We start from the raw sequence: 20,843 nt of genomic DNA, 5'->3' as shown, positions 1-20,843 counted from the left end.
AAGAATAAGCAATATTGAAGCCAACTTTAAACCAAAAGGAAATTAATTTATTCAGTCCATTTAAAAAGACACGTAGTTTTATTACCCTTAGCAGAAACAATTACTTTTTCACTTAATTGCCTTACCAAATACAATCCTCTATTGTAAGGCGTACCCTCTTCATTTGCTTCACTTACTATTAAGTTAGGATCATATCCTTTACCACTGTCCTCAACAGTAACCGTTACCACACCACCATAATTTGAATATTCTACATGCATTTTTATAGAGACAAACCCACTTACAATATCATGTAGACGAGATTCTCTTTCCGAGAAATAATGAGCAAATCCTTCAGGGGTATCTTTTACCGATGACGTTAGCTCCAAAACTCCGTGTTCTAAAGCATTAGAAAACAATTCTGAGAGAATCATAAAAAGTTGACTGGAGTATTTTTGCAATCCAGACACAACAGATAACGAATTAAGCAATATTGGCAATGGATCAACTGTCTTAAGCGTATACTGGTCAAGAAAATACTCATATTCAAACTCAGAGCTATCCAAATCAAATGTTGCAGATACATCACTGCTTGACAAACACAAAGAAGAATAACTAAAGGGTACATTTGAAATAGATGTATTATCCTCCCTATCCACAGACAAAGATGAAACACCCAAAGATTGAATAACACTTAAAAAACGAGGGGAGTGATACAATAAGGCACTGTTCAATAAATTACGATCCGCTAACTGAATAACAACAATAGAAAGAAAGGAACCGCTACCAACCAATAAATTACACTTATCATTTAACCACTTCGTTAAGTCTAAACCATCCGTAGAATTAGAAATAAACAAGAGAGATAGGCTAGGGTTTACACAATTCGAATAAAGATACTCTAAAACGGACTCAACAGAGCCGTCTCTTGACCCAACATCAATACATATTAAATTTATATCGCTCAATTTTGTTGAATCAAACCCATCTAAACTTCGGACAGGTAACACATCAAAATTCTCTTGTTGTAAGAAATTATGTAACAACCCCATCTCTGGCAACGCCTCACTAATGATAAGGGCAGTAGAAAGGAAATCGACCATACTGTTTTAAGTAAAGAAAATTAATAACAACCCTCAAACACCTATAGTTACTTAAGATATTCTGTCGCTATAAACTCTTTTTACTCCCCCTCTATAATAGTAGAATTAGTCGCAAAATTAGATTTTTGTCACTGATTCTCATCTAAGCAATGTAGATTTATTATAGGCTCATAGAAATTATAAGAGTGTCAAAATTTGTTAACGGTCGTCTCTATTATTTACATTTGAGGGTTCTATATAGAGAGAGACTTTATCCTCAACAAAAAGAGGTTTAATCAAGTCTTTCGAAAGAACTAAACATCGACTCAATAATTCAGGTTCAAAATTATGTATGTGTTCAATCGCTTTAGCTTTTCTTAATTCAGCCACATTAATTTCAGCGCTAAACAAGTCGATTGTTTTTTGCTCATCGTCAGCAAGATCACCTAGCAATGAAATAATCGTATCCACATCATGATTTATATCTTTTGCTAAAGAGGTTCGCTCAACTTCTCCTTTAGACTGCTCATGTATCAATGCTTTTAAAGTAATCGCCCTTACCTCGTTGAGAAATCGAGTAGAGTCATTTAACGCCCTTGTCCCTGCCTGCATTTCCTTATGGGCTATTTGTAGCTTTTGAACAATATTTTCATAACCTAACAAGACTGAAGACTCTAAGTGATCGACTAAGTCAGCTGAAACTCTAATCAAGCTTTCTCTAAACCTTTCTTCCCAATCACTAAAAGTCACTAGAGTATGATCTAAACCTGTACGGCGTGATTCCTCTTTATCCAACAAAGAAAGTGTGGGTAAAAAGGAGTCACTATCATCAAAAGAAGCAGGGGCATTTTGCTCCAAAACAACGTTATCAAACTCCTCTAAATGATCGAAGTCATCTATTTCATTAAGTTCATCGAACTCTTCTAATTTGTCAGTATTTAAAGGATTCTCTAGTTTCTCAATCGTATTAGATTCCAACACAAAGAGTCGAATCGACTCTAAACCCTGACTAATTTCGGTTAATGGAGACAGGCCTCTTTTCACTCTAATAGGCGTATCCCAGACCCCTTGCTGCATTAATTTAATGGACTTATGAATAACACCCAGTTCCACTTTTTCAGAAATAAAATCTAATGATAATACGTAGCCAAAATCGGTGTTATGATGAGTGATTTTAGAGTGGTCTAACATATATAAACCATTCTCTAATAAAATTTTGTGATCAGTTCCCTTTAACCAAACAAAATGAACTTCATCAATATACTCCCCCACCAATACCGAATGTTGATCACAATGCACATCCAACAATGCCGACAATTTTTCATGCGACTCTTCCCATAGTTGCTGAAAAGCATGGTTTATATCTATTATTTTATGGTGTTGATCAACCAAAATACTTGGCCTATCAGAAAATTGAAAAGCATGATCTAATTGTTCATACTTTTGCTCTCTTAGCTTAGCCGGTAGAAGTTGGCTTTCACTAAATAGCACCAACAACTCATGTATTTCATCTACTTCAACTGTATTCGTACAAAACATGTCCCCATAAAGATCCCAGACCATATATTTTTTAATTAATGATTTAAGAAAAACAAAATCTTCCTGTATCTTTCTCTTAAAATTTAAATAAAATAAAAACACAAAAGCAGATAGAAGAAAAAACGCAGCACAAAGCACCCAACTCAAATGCAAACTAACGGATTGAGTAATGCCCACATAGCTTCCATATTGATACTTCTCCTTCATTAGAGAAAAATACATATTTTTGCTTAACTCTAGGTTAAAAGAGACATCTTGGATAAAACGTAAACGGTCTTCGACTAAAGCACGTTTTAATATAGATGAATTAAAATCAAACTTATCTTCTAATGATGCTCGCTGTATCAAATCATCGATACTATCGATTCTAGAGAGAATGGCATTCTTACCAAACTGATCCGTTCCAACATAACTAGAAGCATCATTATGGAGTTCATTTAATAAGAAATGGATACTCACAACCTGATCTCTTTCAACTATTTTTTGATTAATTTTTTCAGAAGCGTCATGAAGCAACACCGAAAAAACAAAAAAAACCACACCGACAATAAACAACGTAAAGAAACATAACCTTGCATATAAGCGAGTGATTTTTATTCTATTTTTCATAATATATTTTCTTAATGTTAATTTAGTGAAGACTGACCCTATTAACTTGACCTTGATATCACATTCATTTTTCTATTTTCACACAAACCAGAGGAGCAACCCAACAAGGAATCCCATAACTTCACCTTATTACCATCAAGAGTCACAACCAAATCATCATAACGAACAGATGAAAAGTAAAGAGCAAACTGCTTATCCTTATCGTGAAAAAAATAAAACTACCTCGCTGAATCATTCTTTCATCTATATCATCTATATCATCTAAAAGGTTCACCACTGGATAAACTTTTCCTTCGTAAGGAATATAATAACGTTGGATTGATGGTGAACCTAGCTCATAAACGCCATCTAAAGCTGTATTTTCAATTGAACAAGACACCCCTTTTTCTATTGCGAAAACAGTGTCTTCAAAAATCCCAATTAAGAATACATCACATAGATCAGGTTCGCTTTCACCAGTAAATTCTAACGCTAAAGACTCAACATCTAAAATAGTCTGGTCATTGATTGGGGTAAACTCCCCCAATAACTCACCCTCTCTTGTGGACCAGAACGCAGCTAAAGAGTCTATTGTGTCATTTGAGTCGAGCTTTCTAGCAATCGTCACCTCACTCATAAAATCGCAAACAACCCCAAAGACAATATCAGCCTGAGCAATAAAAACAATCTTCTTATCACATTCATCTTTATGATCATTAACGTCAGTTTTTCGAACAATAGTCCAATCAATTTTCCGAAAAGTCAGAACGGATGTGTCTTTATAAAGAGAATAAAAATAGTTAGCCTTATTACTACCTAAATCATCACAATAAGAGGTAACGTCTTGTATCTGATATTTTGGGATAACGTACCGACTTCCTTCAACCATGACAATTAGCACATCCATATACAATGAATCATAATCGAATAAAAAAGCGCTTTCAGAACAAAACGCGGTTAATAAATTATAAGAATGTATAAGAGGGATCTCCCCTAACCCAGCCGAGGTCAATTCGACATTTAGTCCCCCTATTCCATCATGACAAGGCAATAAAGAAAAATATGACTTACCATTCCATCGATCTAACGAAAGCGTTTTTTTATTACCAGTAAATATTCCTCTTTCGTCTAAAAAAGCTCCGAATTCATTTTTTAAAAAAGCAGGCAAACAAATATTTTCAAGTTTTTGCACACAAACAATATTTTGAAAAACACGCACCCACTCACTTACCTGACCAGTGTACTTTGATAGATACAACTCGATTCTTTTGTATAAAAAATTACTGAAGTCTGTATTAAAATGAAAAGATGATGATCTATTATTTTTACCTTTTTCATATAACTGAATTAAACTAATAACGTCTTTATAGAAAGAGCTAGCCTCATGATCTTCAATGGTTTTCTCACTCCACTTAAGCCGTGTATATTTTTTTTCAATCAATTGAAGAGAATAACTAGTAGCAACCTCCATCGTAATGTTGTGAGATTGAGCAACAAAACGTTCCCCATACTCTAAACTTCCCGTTATGCTAAATTCAACAACATTAGGGTCATTCAGTAAGTCATTTACAACCAAAGTAACATCAGCATAGCTATTAAAATTTGAAGAGGATTTGTACGTTGAGTACATACTTTTTTTGATTTTTTCTTTTTTCAAAGAAGTTAGCATACGGCTTAAAGCATCAATCTGAAGCACTTGAAGAGGAGAATTCATCTCTATTTCATGATGATAAAAGCCAAATAATGACAAATTTTGTCGAAAATTATCAACCAAACTAAACAAAAAGGCATCAGTACTAGATTTATAGCCTGAAAGAGAAAATGCTGAGCTTAATAAAAATGATTTATTACTTAAAAACCAATCAAAAAAAGAAGAGGAAGAAATGGTGAGGTTATCAAGGATAGAGTAAATGTCAAAGAGCGCAGATTTTAATGATTTAACACTCGTGTAAGGGGATTCTCTATATTGCACCGCATAATTCTCTAAATCATCTAGGAGTAAAAACAGACTTTGCTCTAGTGACTTATCTAATGACATCAACAACGGCCTTATACATTAAATTAAGTATTTTTTAATATCAAAAACCGCTGCATCGCAAACTCATCACTCTGAGCTTGTTCTTTTTTACTTTCAACTAATTCTTCAGAGGTTAAATGTTTTTTCTTCAGCCAATCCATGCTTTCTGTTTTACCTCGCGCCTTTATCCATTGATGCCTAACAAAATTAGATTGCTGCTCAACACGAGCAATTTGCTGTTTTTGTTGAACAATAGCCTGTCCTAGACGATCCACAAAGTGCTGATAATTTGTTGATAGGAATGCATTTAAACCAATTAAATTTTTCTCTGAGCGATACTGCTCTGCATATTCTTCTAGCTGAGTTAATTTTTCTTTTTCGGATTCTACTTGAGCTTGCTGGATAGCCAGTTGTTTTGCTACATCACTTTCTTTTGCTTTGCCAAGTTTACCAAGATTTGCATTCTAGCGGATTTTTTCACAAAATCACCTTATCCAGATACATATAAACAGTTAATTAAAAACCACCAATCCAATATGATCAAGTCATGGCAGCCACTAATTCTTCAAGACTTTGGTCAATGGTAAAACTTTCTTTTAGACCTTGCTGCAAAAAGCTTTTAATATTAGGCATGAGCTTGATTGCCTGATCCGTGTCAGGGTCCGAGCCTTTAACATAAGCACCTATAGCAATCAGGTCTTGGTTTTGCTGATACTTAGAATACAATTGCTTAACCCTCATGGCTCCACTCATATGCGCCTCACTAACAATATTAGGCATAGCTCTTGATATAGAGGCTTCTACATCAATTGCCGGATAATGACCTTCCTCAGCTAAACGTCGAGAAAGTACAATATGTCCATCAAGTATTGCTCTTGACGCATCTGCAATAGGGTCTTGTTGGTCATCCCCTTCCGTTAATACAGTATAGAATGCCGTAATTGAGCCCCCCCATCCTTGCCATTACCCGCTCTTTCTACAAGCTGAGGTAACTTAGAAAAAACTGACGGAGGATAACCTTTGGTTGCAGGAGGTTCCCCAACTGATAACGCTATCTCACGCTGAGCTTGAGCATAACGAGTGAGAGAGTCCATTAGCAATAAAACGTTTTTACCTTGGTCACGATAATATTCAGCAATTCTGGTCGTTAACATAGCGGCACGTAAGCGCATCAACGCAGAATCATCAGCAGGTGAAGCAATAACAACCGAGTGAGCTAATCCTTCTTCCCCTAAAATTTGCTCAATAAACTCTTTTACCTCCCTCCCCCTTTCACCTATCAAGCCAACAATAGTAATATCTGCTTCAGTAAAACGAGTCATCATCCCAAGCAACATACTCTTACCAACACCACTGCCAGCAAAAAGCCCAAGTCGCTGACCTTTACCAACCGTTAACAGACTATTGATAGATTTAATTCCTACATCTAAAGGCTCTGATATAGGCTTTCTTTGCAAAGGGTTAATCGTTGTCGTATGCAAACTGATGGAATTTTTGGTTCTTATCGGCCCTTTACCATCTAAAGGTTTTCCTAGCCCGTTAATCACCCGCCCTAAAAGCTCGTCACCAACGGGAATCATACTGTCTCCAGTAATAGGTCGAACTCTTGCTCCAGGCAATATGCCATCAATCGCTTCGGTTGGCATTAAGTAGGTAAGATCACCAGTAAAACCAACAACTTCAGACTCGACCCATCTACCTTTCTTTACTTGCACATCACAGCAATCACCAAGGGCCACCTTGCAACCGACCGCTTCCATGGTCAAGCCAACCATACGTGTGATTTTCCCTTCAAACACGGACGATAAAGAGGTAACACCTATTTGATCCAGTTTATTTAATCGTTCAGTCAGAATCATTGCTATCTACATCACTTTTCTCATTAAGCGGCGTTATGATATCATCCTGATTAGCCAGATTGACTGGCCGTTCATTAACTTCTTTTTCATCCATGTCTATCTGCTCAACGAGTTGTTCCAACTCAGTAAAAATCTTCTCCATTCGATTATCAATTGAACCATCTACGAAAAAGTTTTTCGACTCTAGAATAAAGCCTCCAGACATTAGTGTTTCTAATGGTTCTAAATGTAGATTAAAACCCTTAAAAATCTGATAATCGTCTAACAATTCAATATCTTTAGGATTAAGAGAAAGCTTTATTTTACCCTCGTAATCTTCTATTGAATCAAATATAAAGTTAAGTTGAGACTTAAGAATTTCAGTAGCATAATTACTGACCTCAAGCTGAACTATATTATTAATCAATCTCTTAATCGTGGAATAAAGTGTTTTCTCAACAGCAGATCGCGTCGAGCGTAACGGACTAATCAGTTCGTCAAGTAACGTCTTGAGCTGTATTTCAATTTGTTGAAACTGTGTATTGGCTTGCTCTTTTGCTTCGCTGTGCCCGAGCTCAAACCCTTCTTTCTGTCCAATGCCAAACCCTTCCTCTTTTCCGAGTTCTAGACCTTCGACACGTCCCTGCTCAATCCCTTCCCTCGTGCCTTCTACAAGCCCCTGAGCAAACCCTTCCTCATATGCTGCAGAACGTATTTCCTCTAACTGAGAAGCCGTTAAAGGTTCATAAACCAGCTCGTCCTCATCAATTTCTTCATAAGTAACCGTTGCTTCAGTTTTTATGAGCAAGCCAGAATGTGGAACTTCGGTTTTTTTATTCTCATCTTGCAGACATGGTAATTCCCAACGTTCATATGCCGTCAGTTTTTTATCCTCTTTCCTTACATCATCACCCATTCAATTAAACCATCTGCTCGCCACCACCGCCTAAGACAATCTCACCATTATCGGCAAGCCTTCGAGCAACAGCGAGTATTTCTTTCTGGGCGACTTCAACTTCACTTACCCGCACAGGGCCTTTTGCCTCTAAATCATCTTTTAACATATCTGCAGCACGAGAAGACATATTTTTAAATACTTTTTCTTGCATATCAGGATCTGCGCCTTTGAGGGCAAGAATCAAGGTTTCAGATTCAACCTCTCTCAATATCACCTGAATACCGCGGTCATCAACTTCCATTAAGTTATCAAATACAAACATCATATCCTGTATTGTATTCGCTAGGTCCTCATCAACATCTCGAATAGACTCCATAAGATCAGCCTCTACAGAACTATCGATAAAGTTCATAATGTTAGCCGCCGTTCGAACTCCGCCAATTGACGTTGATTGAGTCGAGTTATTACCTGAAAATTGCCTTTCAAGGATATTGTTTAATTCTTGTAGCGCGGCAGGCTGAACCGTTTCTAATGAAGCAACTCGGAGCACGATATCTAAACGTACACGTTCATCAAAATTAGCCAGTATATCCGCTGCCTGATCAGGATCTAAATAAGAAATCACAATCGCTTGAATTTGAGGGTGTTCATATCTAATAACATCCGCAACGGCCCTTGGCTCCATCCATTTCAGCGTATCTAAGCCTGTCGTATTACCACCCAAAAGAATACGATCAATCAAGCTATTTGCTTTTTCATCCCCTAAAGCCTCTTTTAACATATTCCGGATATAGCCATCTGCACCTAAACCTAAACCCGTTTGATCTCCGACTAGAACAAGAAAGTCATCCAACACCTTTTCAACTTGATGCCTTTGAACATTTGCTAATTTAGCCATTGTTTGACCAATTTTTTGAACTTCTTTAGGCCCCATATGTTTTAAGATTTGTGCGGCATCAGACTCACCTAGAGACATAAGCAAGACGGCGGCTTTTTCAATAGAACTTAAATCAGAACCTACATCGACTTCGCTCATTTACTCTTCCAATACCCATTGTTTAACTACTTGAGCAACACGCTCTGGTTCTTCTGCAATAAGACCTCTAATAGCATTCAACTGCCTTTCAATCTTCTCTGGAGAACCAGGAACCATCACATCCTCAGCGCTGACAAGGGAAACTTGATCATCTGAAATTTCATCCGTTTCATCTGCAAAAATAGATGCTTCGGCGTCTTCAGCAACAGCGATTTTGTTTTGTTCACCAAGAGACTTCAATATAGGTCTAACAACAATGAGAAGCAGTAATAGCACAAAGAACCCGACCAAAACGGGCTGTAATAAATTTAAGAACCACGTTTGTTGATAAAAAGGAACTTCTTCAATTTTTTCTGGCGGTTCAGGCAAAGCAAACGGCGTGTTAACAACATTAATGCTGTCCCCCCTATTAGGGTTAAACCCTACAGCGTCACGCACCAATAAAGTAAGTCTTTGTAGTTCATCATCACTCCACGGAGTTCTAACAACTAACGACGTTTCTGGGTCGATTGAAGAAATATCATCTACAACAACTGCAACAGATAAACGACGAATTGTGCCTTGTTGACGAACCGTATAACTAATACTTCTATCTAATTCAAAATTTCTTGTGGTTTCTTGCCTTGATTGACCTGGAGTAGATGCACCATTCCCACCAACTTCAGCCCCATTAACATCAGCCACTTCAGGTGCATTAATGGCGCCAGGAGGTTGATTAGTAAGTGCTCCAGGAACGCCAGAATTAGCCACACCAGAACGATTTTCTTTTAACGTTTGCTCACTTCTAAGAGCCAATAAATCAGGATTAAATTGCTCGTCAGTTTGCTCCACCGAGGTAAAATCAACATCAGCGGAAACTTCAGCTTTAAATCGCCCAGATCCAATAACAGGATCTAAGATGTTATTCACTCGACTTAATAGCACATCTTCAACTTTTCTTGTGTAATCAAACTGCTTACCAGCAATAGAAAGCTCTGAGTCTTGATCTTTTTGACTTAACAACGTCCCTCTTTGATCTACGACGGTTACGTCTTTATGACTCAATTGAGAAATGCTTGAAGAAACCAAATTAACAATGGCATCAACTTGACTCGCATCAAGACGGCGACCCGGATACAGTTCAAGAAATACAGAAGCAGATGGTTTACGAGTGTCACGAACAAATACAGATTCTTTAGGAATAGCTAAATGAACACGAGCGGACTTAATACTTTGTAAGCTTGTGATTGTTCGACTTAATTCGCCCTCTAAGCCTCGCCGATAACGCGTACCCTCTACAAACTGGGATGTACCAAGAGCTTGCTCTTGATCCATAATTTCCATACCGACAATATTATCTTGAACAATTCCTGATCCAGCCAATTTCAAACGAGCCAAATGATATGAATCTGACTCGACTAGCAGTGCACCAGTATTTTCATCTAGTTTAAAAGGAATATTATTGATGGTTAGTAATTCAACTATTTGATCGGCGTTGTAATCCGTAATACTGCTCAATACAGGCTTATAATCGGTGCCATTGTTCCACAACACGGCGGCGAGGCCAATTGCTATAGACGCAGCTAAACCGACCATTAATGCTAACTGCCTAATAACAGTTAGTTTATTAAAGCCGGTTAATAGTTCCACATAAAGCTTTTGATCTGATTGCGCTGAAACATTATCCATTTAAGAGAGCCAATAATTTATTATACTTAAATAGGCATGTTCATAATTTTTTCGTATGCATCAACAAGCTTATTTCTGACTTGAGTCATTGCTTCAAAAGAAACACTGGATTTTTGAAGCCCTATCATTACCTGAGGCAAATCAACACCTTCAACTCCACGTTCATAAGATTGAGCCAAATTTTTTGACTCAGCTTGTAGAGTATTTACGTTATCCACTGCATTTTTCAACATGGCTGAAAAATCAGCTCGCTCGATACCATTTTCAACACCAGAAACATCACCCACTTTGCTTATGGGATTAGTTATTGCATTTGGTTGTTGAACTTGCGAGCGCATGTCCCTCATTTGAGACAAGACTTGATTTATGTCTGGCCTATTCGTGACCATAGCATCCACCCTAAAAATTACCTATTAGAACAGCTTAGCACAAAGACAATAAAAATATGATATAAAATCAATCAACGTCTAAGCCACACTCTCTCATTTTTGCAATTTTATATCGTAAAGTTCTTGGACTAATACCTAATTTTTCTGCAACTTCTTTTCTTTTGCCATTACTGTCAATCAAGGCTTGAGCAATAATTCTAAATTCATGCTGTTGAACACCCTGCCCAAGAATTGAAGCCGCATTATCATCCATTTCTTCATTATCAGACAAGTCTTCAGCAGAAATCGCATCAAAAACAATTTGCTGCACATCAATCTCTCCATCCATAGATAATATCAATGCCCGCTGAACGACATTTTCAAGCTCTCTTACATTCCCAGGCCAAGGATGAGACTCCAGTTTGCTTTGCGCCTCAAGCGTCAATTTAGGCTGGGACAACCTCATTTTAAGCGCATATTTTTCCAACATTTTTTTGGCAATTGGCAAAATATCCGCTCTACGTTCTCTAATCGGGGGCCACTTAAGAGGGAATACATTCAAACGATAATACAAATCTTCTCTAAACCCCCCTCTTTCACATAGTCCGCAAGATCTCTGTTCGTTGTCGCTAAAATACGAATATTTAGTGGAATAGGCTTCTTCCCACCCAAGCGCTCTACTTCTTGTTCTTGAATAACGCGTAAAAGTTTGGCCTGTAAACCTATATCCATTTCGGTTATTTCATCAAGCAGAATCGTTCCACCGTTCGCCTGTTCAAACTTGCCTGCCTGAGAAGACACAGCACCAGTATACGCCCCTTTTTCATAACCGAACAAAAGCGCTTCTAGCATATTTTCTGGAATCGCAGCACAATTTAATGCAACAAACGGTTCTGAAGATCGCGGTGAGTTCTGATGTATGTAGTTTGCTAATACCTCTTTACCCGTACCACTCTCGCCGCTAATTAATACCGTTGAATCAGTAACAGCCACTCGCTTTGCTAAGTTCAATAGATTAATACTGGCTTTGTCCATCGCAATAGGCTGAGAGTCACTTTCAATAGCTCTTCTCTTGGTATTTTTAGCCACAACAGCAAGCAGCTCATTCGCCTGAAATGGTTTTAATAGATAATCAACCGCACCATCTCGCATCGCTTCAACGGCTTTAGATATGTCTCCGTAAGCTGTCATTAACATAATAGGTAAGTCTGGATAAATATCGACGACATGCTTAAGTAAATGGTAACCATCAACTCCAGGTAAATTTATGTCTGATATAACCATATCGAAAGGTCTATTTTTCAATAGAACCATCGCGTCCTCAGCACTATAGGCCACCTTACATTCATAATTTTCCAACATTAGAGTATCTTCTAACGCTTCAGCTAAGGCTTTATCATCTTCAACTATTAATAATCGTACTTCTGACATTCTACACCCTTATTAACGGTAGACTAACCAAAGCGGTCGTCCCTTCCCCCAGCTCACTAAATAACTCAAATTGACCGTGGTGGGCTCTTGAAATAGCTTTCACAACCATAATACCTAAACCTGTTCCATTTTGTTTTGTCGTAATGAAACCTTGCTGTATTTTTTGAAGTAAATCAGACGACATTCCTATTCCAGAATCTATACAATATATATCTAGACGATCTTCTTGTATTTCAACCTTTACCTTGATCACACCATTTTCGCCCTGTGCATCAATACCATTATTAATTAAATTAACCAGCGCACCAATTAAAGTATCTTTATTACATTGTATAAGACATGAAGATTTACATTCCGTAACAACAAACTCTAAGTGAGTGTTCTTTTGCTCACATACTTCAAGCGCTGCATTGTTAAATTCTTTTAAAAACAGATAAATATCAAGCTTAGAGTCTAAACGAATATCACTTTTAGAGAAAACCAACATATCTCTGATTTGCCTTTCCATATGTTGTAAACGCCCCATAAGCTTAGACGAAAATTTTAATCGATTTTCTACGCTCAAGTTTTCTTTTTGTAAATGCCCAGCATATAGAGTGGCCGTAGAAAGAGGGGTTCTAATCTGATGAGCCAAAGCGGCTACCATTGTCCCCATATTAGAAAGCCGCTCATGGTGAGCGAGTTGTTTTTGCAAGTTATGCGTTTCTGTTAGATCAACAAATACAACTAATTGCCCAGGTGCATTACCTAATGATGATGTTTCCACTCGTACACGTCGACCGCTGACCATTGACACTTCATAGCCATCATCCTGTTGAGGAGAGAAACTTTTTGCAACAACCTTAGACCAAGATTCACCTATTAAGGAAGAAGTAAACAATTGAGTAGCGGCACCATTAGCCATAACAATAACACCTTCAGAGCTAAGCAATAAAACACCTACAGGCATAGATTCAAATAATTGCTGAAATTGGCTCAGTAGCAGTTGATTTTTACGCTCTTCTCTTATTTTTTCTTGCTCGGCAATAACCAGCCTTTCTGAAAGGATTTCCGCTTGTTTTTGCAATTCATTGTACGAACTCGCTAACACCTCTGAAGAGACTAAGAATTCATCAAAAGCGGCCTTTAACGCCTTAATTTCTTCATCTTTTGTCACTAAAACTCCGATTTATCAATATTATAACGGCGCATTTTTTCTATTAAGGTCGTCCTCTGAATTTGCAAGTTTTGAGCGGCTTTTGACACAACACCATTAGCGACAAGCAATGCTTGGCGAATCAAAAGAGACTCTAGTCTTTTTACATGTAAATTCAAATCAACCGCATTAATGGTGGGAAACCGAGAAAGCTGTGATATTTTTTGTAAAATTGGCTTTAAATCTTCATATTGCCAAGGGAGTGGCAAACACCACGAGCTAGGTGCAGAGAGAGTAAAACGATCAAAAGAGAACAAACTAATAACAGGAATAAGAGAGTTTATATTCGTATTACTTAGTGATCCAACTATAGCAAAGTCTGGTTCTGACACCCTATCTTCAGTCGACACTATACCAACCCCAACAAAATGTAGTAATAAGGTGACATCACGCTCTTCAGACGCTGTTAAGCCATAAATTAGTGCTTTCATCTACGCTCCTGCCAAACTAGCATGCAATAAAAAATATCTCTCATTAATACAGTGAGTCGCTAAACAGTTAAGACAAGACAGTATCTAAAATTAAATCAAACGCATCTTCTGATTCAAACTCATTTTGATAGTAATCCAATTCGCCCAAAAACGGAGCATTAAGTAAACGCTTTAAAGTCAAAAGATTCTCTTCATAACAAGTCATAGAAGCTTGTCCATTATTGGCAACCCACCCAGCAACCATTAAACCATCATTTTTTATGGCATCAACTGTAAGTAATGTATGATTAATGCAGCCTAATTTCATATTTACAACTAGTATTACCGGAAAATTCAAAATTTTCGCTAAATCAGACAACAGCTCTCTATCATTTAAAGGCACTCTCCACCCCCAGCACCTTCGACTAAAGCGAATTGACACGGCGTTAATAAAGAGCCCTTAATAAAGCCATCTAAACGATTTACGGTAACCAGTGAGTTTTCCATCTTCGCCGCGATATGAGGGGCAATGGCCGCTTCAAAGACAACAGGATTCACTTGAGAATAGTGCAACTTAACCGAAGATGCTTTCTGTATCAGCAGCGCATCATCATTTACTAACTCGCCTTCCATCCAAGAAGCCCCTGCCGCAACAGGCTTAAGCCCTAAACTTTTTAGACCTCTACGTGCCGCTGCTTTTAACAGACCAACAGTGACATAAGTTTTCCCTGCATCCGTGTCTGTTCCTGTAATAAAAAAGCGCTTTTTCATACTTACAAAACCTTTTTAGCAACAATAAAAGCAACCTGATAGCTCAGAGGCACCCCAATACCATCATGCAATTCATTGTATTGATTAACAAAAGTGCGCCATGTTGAAGGCGTTACTCTGGCCCTATCACCCAAATTTGCAATCACACTAGCGCCCACTTTTTTTACTGAGTACACGGCATTTTGTACCGAATCAAAATGCATCTTGATTACTTTTATCTCTTGAGATTCAATACAAAACCCACTGACTTCTAAGTCAGACAGTATTTTTTCTAACGAGGGGTACTGGTTGCTATGAAGACGGCCATCCACTTTCGACCAAGACTCTCCAATTTCAGGCATAGAACCTTCACAAAGAGTAGAAAAACACCAATAGCCTCCGTCATTCATGACCCGGTACACCTCCTTAAATAAATCGTAATGAGAAAGGCACCACTGAATGGCTAAGCTAGAAAAAATCAAGTCGAAATAATTTTTTGCAAACGGCATTTGTTCGGCATCGGCACAAACAAAATGACTATTAGGGATCTTGTCCTGTGCTTTCTTCAGCATTTCTACCGATAAATCAAGACCAATTAACGTATTAGAAATGACCGACAGCGGCAATAAAGCATTTCCTGTACCACACCCTAGATCCATAGCGCATTGGTAGTGTTTTTCTGGAACCTTAGAAATTAAATTCATCAGTACTTGCTGCTGAAACAACGAATAATGATCGTATGTCAACGCCGCCCGGCTAAAGCTTTTAGCAAGTTGCCGCTTATAGCTATCATTTAGATCACTATCACCTGGATTAGGTTCCATAAATAAATTGTTCAATTATATTCTTACTCTTTTCTGGCTGTTCTAAAAACGGCTGATGAGAACATCCTTCAATCACTTCAATTTTTTGTTTATCACTGATTTGATGCAATTTAGACAACACCTTGAAAGGCACTAGAATATCCTCTTGTCCATATAAGTGAAGGTTTCGACAATCCAGTAAAGCATATTCTCTGCGTACATCTAAATTTCTCAATAATCGCAGCCCACCATCTAACGCCAAACCATTAAACGCTTCAGGATTAACATATTCAATAAGTTGCTTCTGTAATAGACGAGAGTGCTGAGCACCTTTTGTTTGTAACGAAATAAATCGTCTTAAACCGAGTTCAGGAGAGGTATGCACCAACTGGGAAAATTCATCAAAGGTAGGCAAATCCATTCCGAGGGCCCAGTCATTTCGTTTTACAAAACATGGTGATGTGGCTAATGTAATCAAACCTTTGACTCGACTTGATCGTCTTGCAGCAACATAAGTGGCTATCGCGCCGCCTAAAGACCAGCCCAACCACCAGCTAGATTCCGGAGCAATCTCTAAAAATTGCTCAGTAAGTACATCAATATCATAATTTATGCCTAACCGACTCAGTTGAAGACTATTACTATTCGCGGTAATACCAGGCAGATCAACGAGAACAACATAAAACTGCTCACTTAATGCTGTCGCTAGTGGTAACATGCTTTCCTTAGGCATTCCCCAACCAGGAATCATAAAAATAGCCTGATTATCTTGTTCTCCAAGACAAATGTATTCTAATTGAAATCGCATTATTCCTACCCTACTAAGATATAACTCTTCATTTATCTAACAAAGAATATTCTAAAGCATCTATTAACGCATCAATATCTTGCAAACTGTGCTCTGCAGATAGGGTAATACGTAAACGAGCAAGGCCAATAGGTACCGTTGGTGGGCGAATTGCTGTACACCAAACACCTCTAAGTCTTAACTTTTCACTCATTTTTAGCGCTATTGAACTGTCTCCTACCAAAATAGGTTGTATGGCCGTTTCTGAGGGCATTAATTCTAAGGGGAAAGCCTGCATTTTCTGTCTAAAGTATGCAATATTATCCGCTAGTCTACCGCGTAAGTCGTCTCCTTCTGCAGACTGTAATAAACGCACACTGCTAGAAGTAACACTGGCCATAGCAGGAGACATGGCCGTTGTATAGATATAAGGTCGAGCAAATTGAGTCAAATACTCTCCCATCACTTTAGATGTTGCAATAAAGGCTCCCGAAGTTCCCAGCGCCTTACCACAGGTCCCCATTAATAACGGCACCTCAGATGCAGACATATCCGCTAGCGCTAAACTCCCCTTACCTGATCGACCTAAACAGCCAAGACCATGAGCATCATCGACCATAAAAAGGGATTTATAATGACTCGCAAGACGGGCTAGTTCAGATAAAGGGGCCATATCGCCATCCATACTAAAAACACCATCTGTCACCAATAAAGAGCCCTCAGAGGATACTTTCAACAAGCGTTCACAGGAAGAGACATCATTATGAAGATACCGCCGTAAACGACTGTCCGATAACTTAGCACCATCCACTAAAGACGCATGGTTGAGTTTGTCTCCAACAACATCCCTTGTTTTATGACCTAGCGCGGTGACAGCACCCAAATTAGCCATATAGCCAGCACTAAACAACATCACTTTTTCATAACCCAGCCAGGCAGCAATATCTTCTTCAAGCCTCTCATGGGCCGAAGTATGACCAATAACTAGATGGGAAGAACCGCTACCAACGCCATATTTATCAACCGCTTTTTTAAGCGATTTTTTTAATAATGCATGGTTCGCAAGGCCTAAATAGTCATTTGAACAAAAAGCAATATAAGGCTTACCATCAATTTGCGCATGGGCAGTTTGAGCTTGATCTAATACTACCGTTTTTCGAATTAAATCCGCCTGCTGTCGTTCCGCAAGTGACTCATTAATCCAATTCGGCAAATTAGGCATTAGCGCTCGCATCATAAAAAAGCTTGTCTTCTTGCTGCTGTTTCACTTGAGACAAAAGCGCTTCTTTTTCCGCTTCATCAGATAGGGCTTCTGTTTTTTCAGTATTAATACCCAACTTATCAAACAGCTGCATGTCTTTGTGCGCTTCCGGGTTTGGAGTGGTAAGCAGTTTCTCTCCATAAAAGATTGAATTAGCGCCAGCCATAAAACATAACGCTTGCATTTGCTCATTCATTCCTTCACGGCCAGCCGATAAACGAACATGTGACGTTGGCATCATAATACGCGCCACAGCAATAGTACGAATAAACTCAAAAGGCTCCAAGTCATCAACATTTGCCATTGGCGTGCCTTCTACTTTTACCAACATATTAATTGGCACACTTTCAGGGTGGGGTGTCATTTGAGACAACTGACGTAAAAGCCCTATCCGATCCCTTTGCTCTTCACCCATGCCCATAATACCACCACAACAAAGTTTGATACCTGAATCACGAACACGTGACAAGGTATCTAAACGCTCTTGATAAGAACGAGTGGTAATAATGCTGTCGTAGAATTCTGGCGAAGTATCCAAGTTATGATTATAATAATCTAAACCAACATCAGACAACATTTCAGCCTGTTTATCACTTAAGGTCCCCAATGTTACACACGACTCCAAGCCCAAAGATTTAACGCCTTTAATCATTTCTAGTACATAAGGAAAATCTTTTTCAGAGGGATGTTTCCAGGCCGCCCCCATACAGAAACGTGTTGCGCCTTTTGATTTAGCCCTTGATGCCTCAGACAGAACTTTTTCTACTTCAGCTAATTTTTCTTTTTCCAGTTCTGTGTTGTAATGACCGCTTTGAGGACAATATTTACAATCTTCCGGACAAGCACCGGTTTTTATCGACATCAAGGTACTAACTTGAACCTCATTCGCTTTAAAATTATTTCGATGAATCGTCTGCGCTTGAAATAACAAATCCATAAACGGAAGATTAAACAAAGCTTGAACTTCAGCTTCGGTCCAGTCGTACTTTAGCCCAAGGGTCGAGTTAACAGACATATTTACCTCAAAAAATTATAGTATAAGCAAGGAAAGCAATACTAATGGAATGGAACTCCCTGTCAACCAATATAACTACAGCAGTTTACTACTTAACAACCAACCAGCACTGCCATTTATGTCACGCTCCATCTAAAAACAAGATCTGCGAATACTGCCTGCCCTATATCAACTTTAATGAATCTCACTGCAAACAATGTGCTCGTCCAACCAAAGCCCATCATATCCTATGTGGTCATTGCCAAAAAAATCATCCGCAACAACACATAACCAAGACAATCGCTCCTTTTGAGTATCAAGACCTCGTCGCCCACTTAATTAAAGCGATTAAATTCCAACAACAAACTCATTTTATACGTACACTGCTGCCCTATTTAACAGCATCAATACAAAGACATTATGAAACAGACACATGGCCAACAGAAATAATCCCAGTGCCAAGCCATCCTAAAAGAATTCGACAACGAGGATTTTGCCATACCCAATTGATAGCAAAACTTGTTCAACAGCATCTACAGCACAAAATCAAGATCAACTCAGATAGCCTTATAAAAAGCCAGTACACCCCAGCACAACATACCTTAAAAAGAAAAGAACGCCTCAAAACACAAAAGAACACTTACCAAATCATAAACAAAGTCGCTAAACACATAGTATTAATAGATGATGTTATTACCACGGGTAGTACAGTTAACGCCTGCGCGACAGAATTATTTAAATATGGAGTAGAACGAATAGACGTTTGGGCATTTGCTCGGACGCCTTAGTGTTTGAAATAAGGTAATTAAGAAAATGAAAGGCCCTTTCCCTAAGAAAACACTTTCTTTACTATAACGATTCCACTTTATAGATTAGATGATGAAACAATGCCTTTAAAACCTATCGACGAAGCATTAATCCAACTGGACAAAGAGCTGCTATGGCACCCTTATACTTCAATGAGTCATCCGACACCTCATTTTTTAATAAAAAGCGCGGTAGGAACGCGCATCACCCTCTCAAACAACAAGGAATTAATCGATGGCATGTCATCTTGGTGGAGCGTTATTCATGGTTATAATCATCCCGTTATAAATAAGGCTATGAAGGCTCAAATAGACAATTTCTCTCACATTATGTTTGGAGGATTAACACATGAGCCTGCCATCACTCTAGCGGAGACACTCATAAAAATCACACCCAAAGAGTTAACTCGAGTATTCTTTTCTGATTCTGGCTCTGTTTCAGTAGAAGTCGCCTTAAAAATGGCCATGCAATATTGGCACTCAAATGGCTTTCCAAACAAAAAAATTCATAACACCACGCAGTGGATACCATGGCGACACTTTCGCAGCGATGTCAGTTTGCGATCCAGTTAATGGCATGCACAGTTTGTTTAAAGGTGCTCTAACTGAACAACTCTTTATATCCCCTCCTCCTACTGGAGTCGACGCCGCGATAGATGAAAATTATCTAATCGAAGTTAGACAAACAATAGAAGACAATCACCACCAAGTAGCCGGTTTTATTTTAGAGCCTGTTGTACAAAATGCGGGAGGGATGCGCTTTTACAACCCTCTTTATCTAGACCGAATCAAAGCATTGTGTGACGAATTTGATTTATTATTAATCTTTGACGAGATTGCAACTGGGTTTGGGCGCACGGGCAAGATGTTTGCCACTGACCATTGCAATATTGCACCAGATATTATGTGTGTAGGTAAAGCATTAACAGGTGGGTACATTACTTTAGCGGCCACAATAACCAATGACAAAGTTGCTTTGGGTATCAGCGATAAAGGCGGAGTATTCATGCATGGACCAACCTTTATGGGTAACCCTTTAGCTTGCTCAGCGGCTAATGCCAGTTTATCTTTACTGGCAACCTATGACTTAGAAAATCGCATTAAGCACATAGAAGGCAAACTAGCAGAATCTCTAGACAGATGTAAGTCACAAAAACATGTCGTCGATGTGAGGTGCTTTGGCGCGATCGGAGTGGTGGAATTAGATCAGCCTATTAATCAACACCAAATTCAGCCACTGTTTGTCGAAGAAGGGGTCTGGATAAGACCCTTCGGCAAACTTATTTATCTCATGCCTCCTTATATCATTGATGACAATGATATAGAAACTCTTGCTAATGCAATTTATAACGTCATTAAAACCCTAAGTAAGCCAAACAGCTAACCAGAAAAA

The 20,843-nt window shown here is 38.5% G+C and carries 15 protein-coding genes and 4 pseudogenes; 2 read left to right on the top strand and 17 right to left on the bottom strand.

Annotated elements, in window-relative coordinates; genetic code table 11:
- Nucleotides 1–47: 47 nt before the first annotated feature.
- The 17 genes and pseudogenes from O1D97_RS17210 to bioB form a co-directional block, all read right to left on the bottom strand.
- The gene (locus O1D97_RS17210; RefSeq protein ID WP_269127382.1) at nt 48–1,031 is read right to left on the bottom strand and encodes an ATP-binding protein; all 984 of its coding nucleotides are present in this window, start codon (nt 1,029–1,031) and stop codon (nt 48–50) included.
- Nucleotides 1,032–1,280: 249 nt separating this feature from the next.
- Nucleotides 1,281–3,209, bottom strand: coding sequence for a hypothetical protein (locus O1D97_RS17205; protein WP_269127381.1), 1,929 nt, complete (start codon nt 3,207–3,209; stop codon nt 1,281–1,283).
- Between the two features lie 142 nt (nt 3,210–3,351).
- Nucleotides 3,352–5,226 (bottom strand): hypothetical protein, encoded by a 1,875-nt coding sequence (locus O1D97_RS17200; protein ID WP_269127380.1) that lies wholly within the window; start codon nt 5,224–5,226, stop codon nt 3,352–3,354.
- A gap of 23 nt (nt 5,227–5,249) precedes the next feature.
- On the bottom strand, nt 5,250–5,609 hold the full coding sequence (gene fliJ / locus O1D97_RS17195; RefSeq protein ID WP_269127432.1) for a flagellar export protein FliJ: 360 nt from the start codon (nt 5,607–5,609) through the stop codon (nt 5,250–5,252).
- Nucleotides 5,610–5,745: 136 nt separating this feature from the next.
- Nucleotides 5,746–7,064 (bottom strand): annotated as a pseudogene (gene fliI, locus O1D97_RS17190) (flagellar protein export ATPase FliI).
- Complete coding sequence (locus tag O1D97_RS17185; protein WP_269127379.1) at nt 7,051–7,959, bottom strand: FliH/SctL family protein; 909 nt, start codon at nt 7,957–7,959, stop codon at nt 7,051–7,053. The pseudogene fliI and the gene O1D97_RS17185 overlap by 14 nt, the downstream one beginning before the upstream one ends.
- 4 nt (nt 7,960–7,963) lie before the next feature.
- A complete protein-coding gene (fliG, locus tag O1D97_RS17180; protein WP_269127378.1) occupies nt 7,964–8,977 on the bottom strand; it encodes a flagellar motor switch protein FliG in 1,014 nt (337 codons plus the stop codon).
- Nucleotides 8,978–10,645: a flagellar basal-body MS-ring/collar protein FliF gene (gene fliF / locus O1D97_RS17175; protein WP_269127377.1), complete on the bottom strand. Its 1,668-nt coding sequence runs from the start codon at nt 10,643–10,645 to the stop codon at nt 8,978–8,980.
- Between the two features lie 26 nt (nt 10,646–10,671).
- On the bottom strand, nt 10,672–11,034 hold the full coding sequence (fliE, locus tag O1D97_RS17170; protein WP_269127376.1) for a flagellar hook-basal body complex protein FliE: 363 nt from the start codon (nt 11,032–11,034) through the stop codon (nt 10,672–10,674).
- Nucleotides 11,035–11,101: 67 nt separating this feature from the next.
- Nucleotides 11,102–12,444, bottom strand: a pseudogene (locus tag O1D97_RS17165) (sigma-54-dependent transcriptional regulator).
- Between the two features lies 1 nt (nt 12,445).
- Nucleotides 12,446–13,600, bottom strand: coding sequence for a sensor histidine kinase (locus O1D97_RS17160; RefSeq protein WP_269127375.1), 1,155 nt, complete (start codon nt 13,598–13,600; stop codon nt 12,446–12,448).
- Nucleotides 13,600–14,070, bottom strand: coding sequence for a helix-turn-helix domain-containing protein (locus O1D97_RS17155; protein WP_269127374.1), 471 nt, complete (start codon nt 14,068–14,070; stop codon nt 13,600–13,602). Before O1D97_RS17155 ends, O1D97_RS17160 begins: the two co-directional genes overlap by 1 nt.
- 67 nt (nt 14,071–14,137) lie before the next feature.
- A pseudogene (gene bioD, locus O1D97_RS17150) lies at nt 14,138–14,820 on the bottom strand (dethiobiotin synthase).
- A gap of 2 nt (nt 14,821–14,822) precedes the next feature.
- Nucleotides 14,823–15,638 carry a malonyl-ACP O-methyltransferase BioC gene (gene bioC / locus O1D97_RS17145; protein WP_269127373.1) on the bottom strand — a complete coding sequence of 272 codons (816 nt, stop codon included), beginning with the start codon at nt 15,636–15,638 and terminating at the stop codon, nt 14,823–14,825.
- Nucleotides 15,613–16,410: an alpha/beta fold hydrolase gene (locus O1D97_RS17140; protein ID WP_269127372.1), complete on the bottom strand. Its 798-nt coding sequence runs from the start codon at nt 16,408–16,410 to the stop codon at nt 15,613–15,615. The genes bioC and O1D97_RS17140 overlap by 26 nt, the downstream gene beginning before the upstream one ends.
- 28 nt (nt 16,411–16,438) lie before the next feature.
- Complete coding sequence (bioF, locus tag O1D97_RS17135; protein WP_269127371.1) at nt 16,439–17,626, bottom strand: 8-amino-7-oxononanoate synthase; 1,188 nt, start codon at nt 17,624–17,626, stop codon at nt 16,439–16,441.
- Nucleotides 17,604–18,665, bottom strand: coding sequence for a biotin synthase BioB (gene bioB, locus O1D97_RS17130; protein ID WP_269127370.1), 1,062 nt, complete (start codon nt 18,663–18,665; stop codon nt 17,604–17,606). Before bioB ends, bioF begins: the two co-directional genes overlap by 23 nt.
- 44 nt (nt 18,666–18,709) lie before the next feature.
- Between bioB and O1D97_RS17125 the strand changes: the two genes are divergently transcribed.
- Nucleotides 18,710–19,432: a ComF family protein gene (locus O1D97_RS17125; RefSeq protein ID WP_269127369.1), complete on the top strand. Its 723-nt coding sequence runs from the start codon at nt 18,710–18,712 to the stop codon at nt 19,430–19,432.
- 171 nt (nt 19,433–19,603) lie between these two features.
- A pseudogene (bioA, locus tag O1D97_RS17120) lies at nt 19,604–20,834 on the top strand (adenosylmethionine--8-amino-7-oxononanoate transaminase).
- Nucleotides 20,835–20,843: the final 9 nt, after the last annotated feature.

The sequence above is a fragment of the Marinomonas phaeophyticola genome (assembly GCF_026966905.1).
Classification (GTDB): domain Bacteria; phylum Pseudomonadota; class Gammaproteobacteria; order Pseudomonadales; family Marinomonadaceae; genus Marinomonas; species Marinomonas phaeophyticola.
The sequence above is the reverse complement of the archived record's forward strand: the minus strand, read 5'-3'. Positions and strand labels throughout refer to the sequence as shown.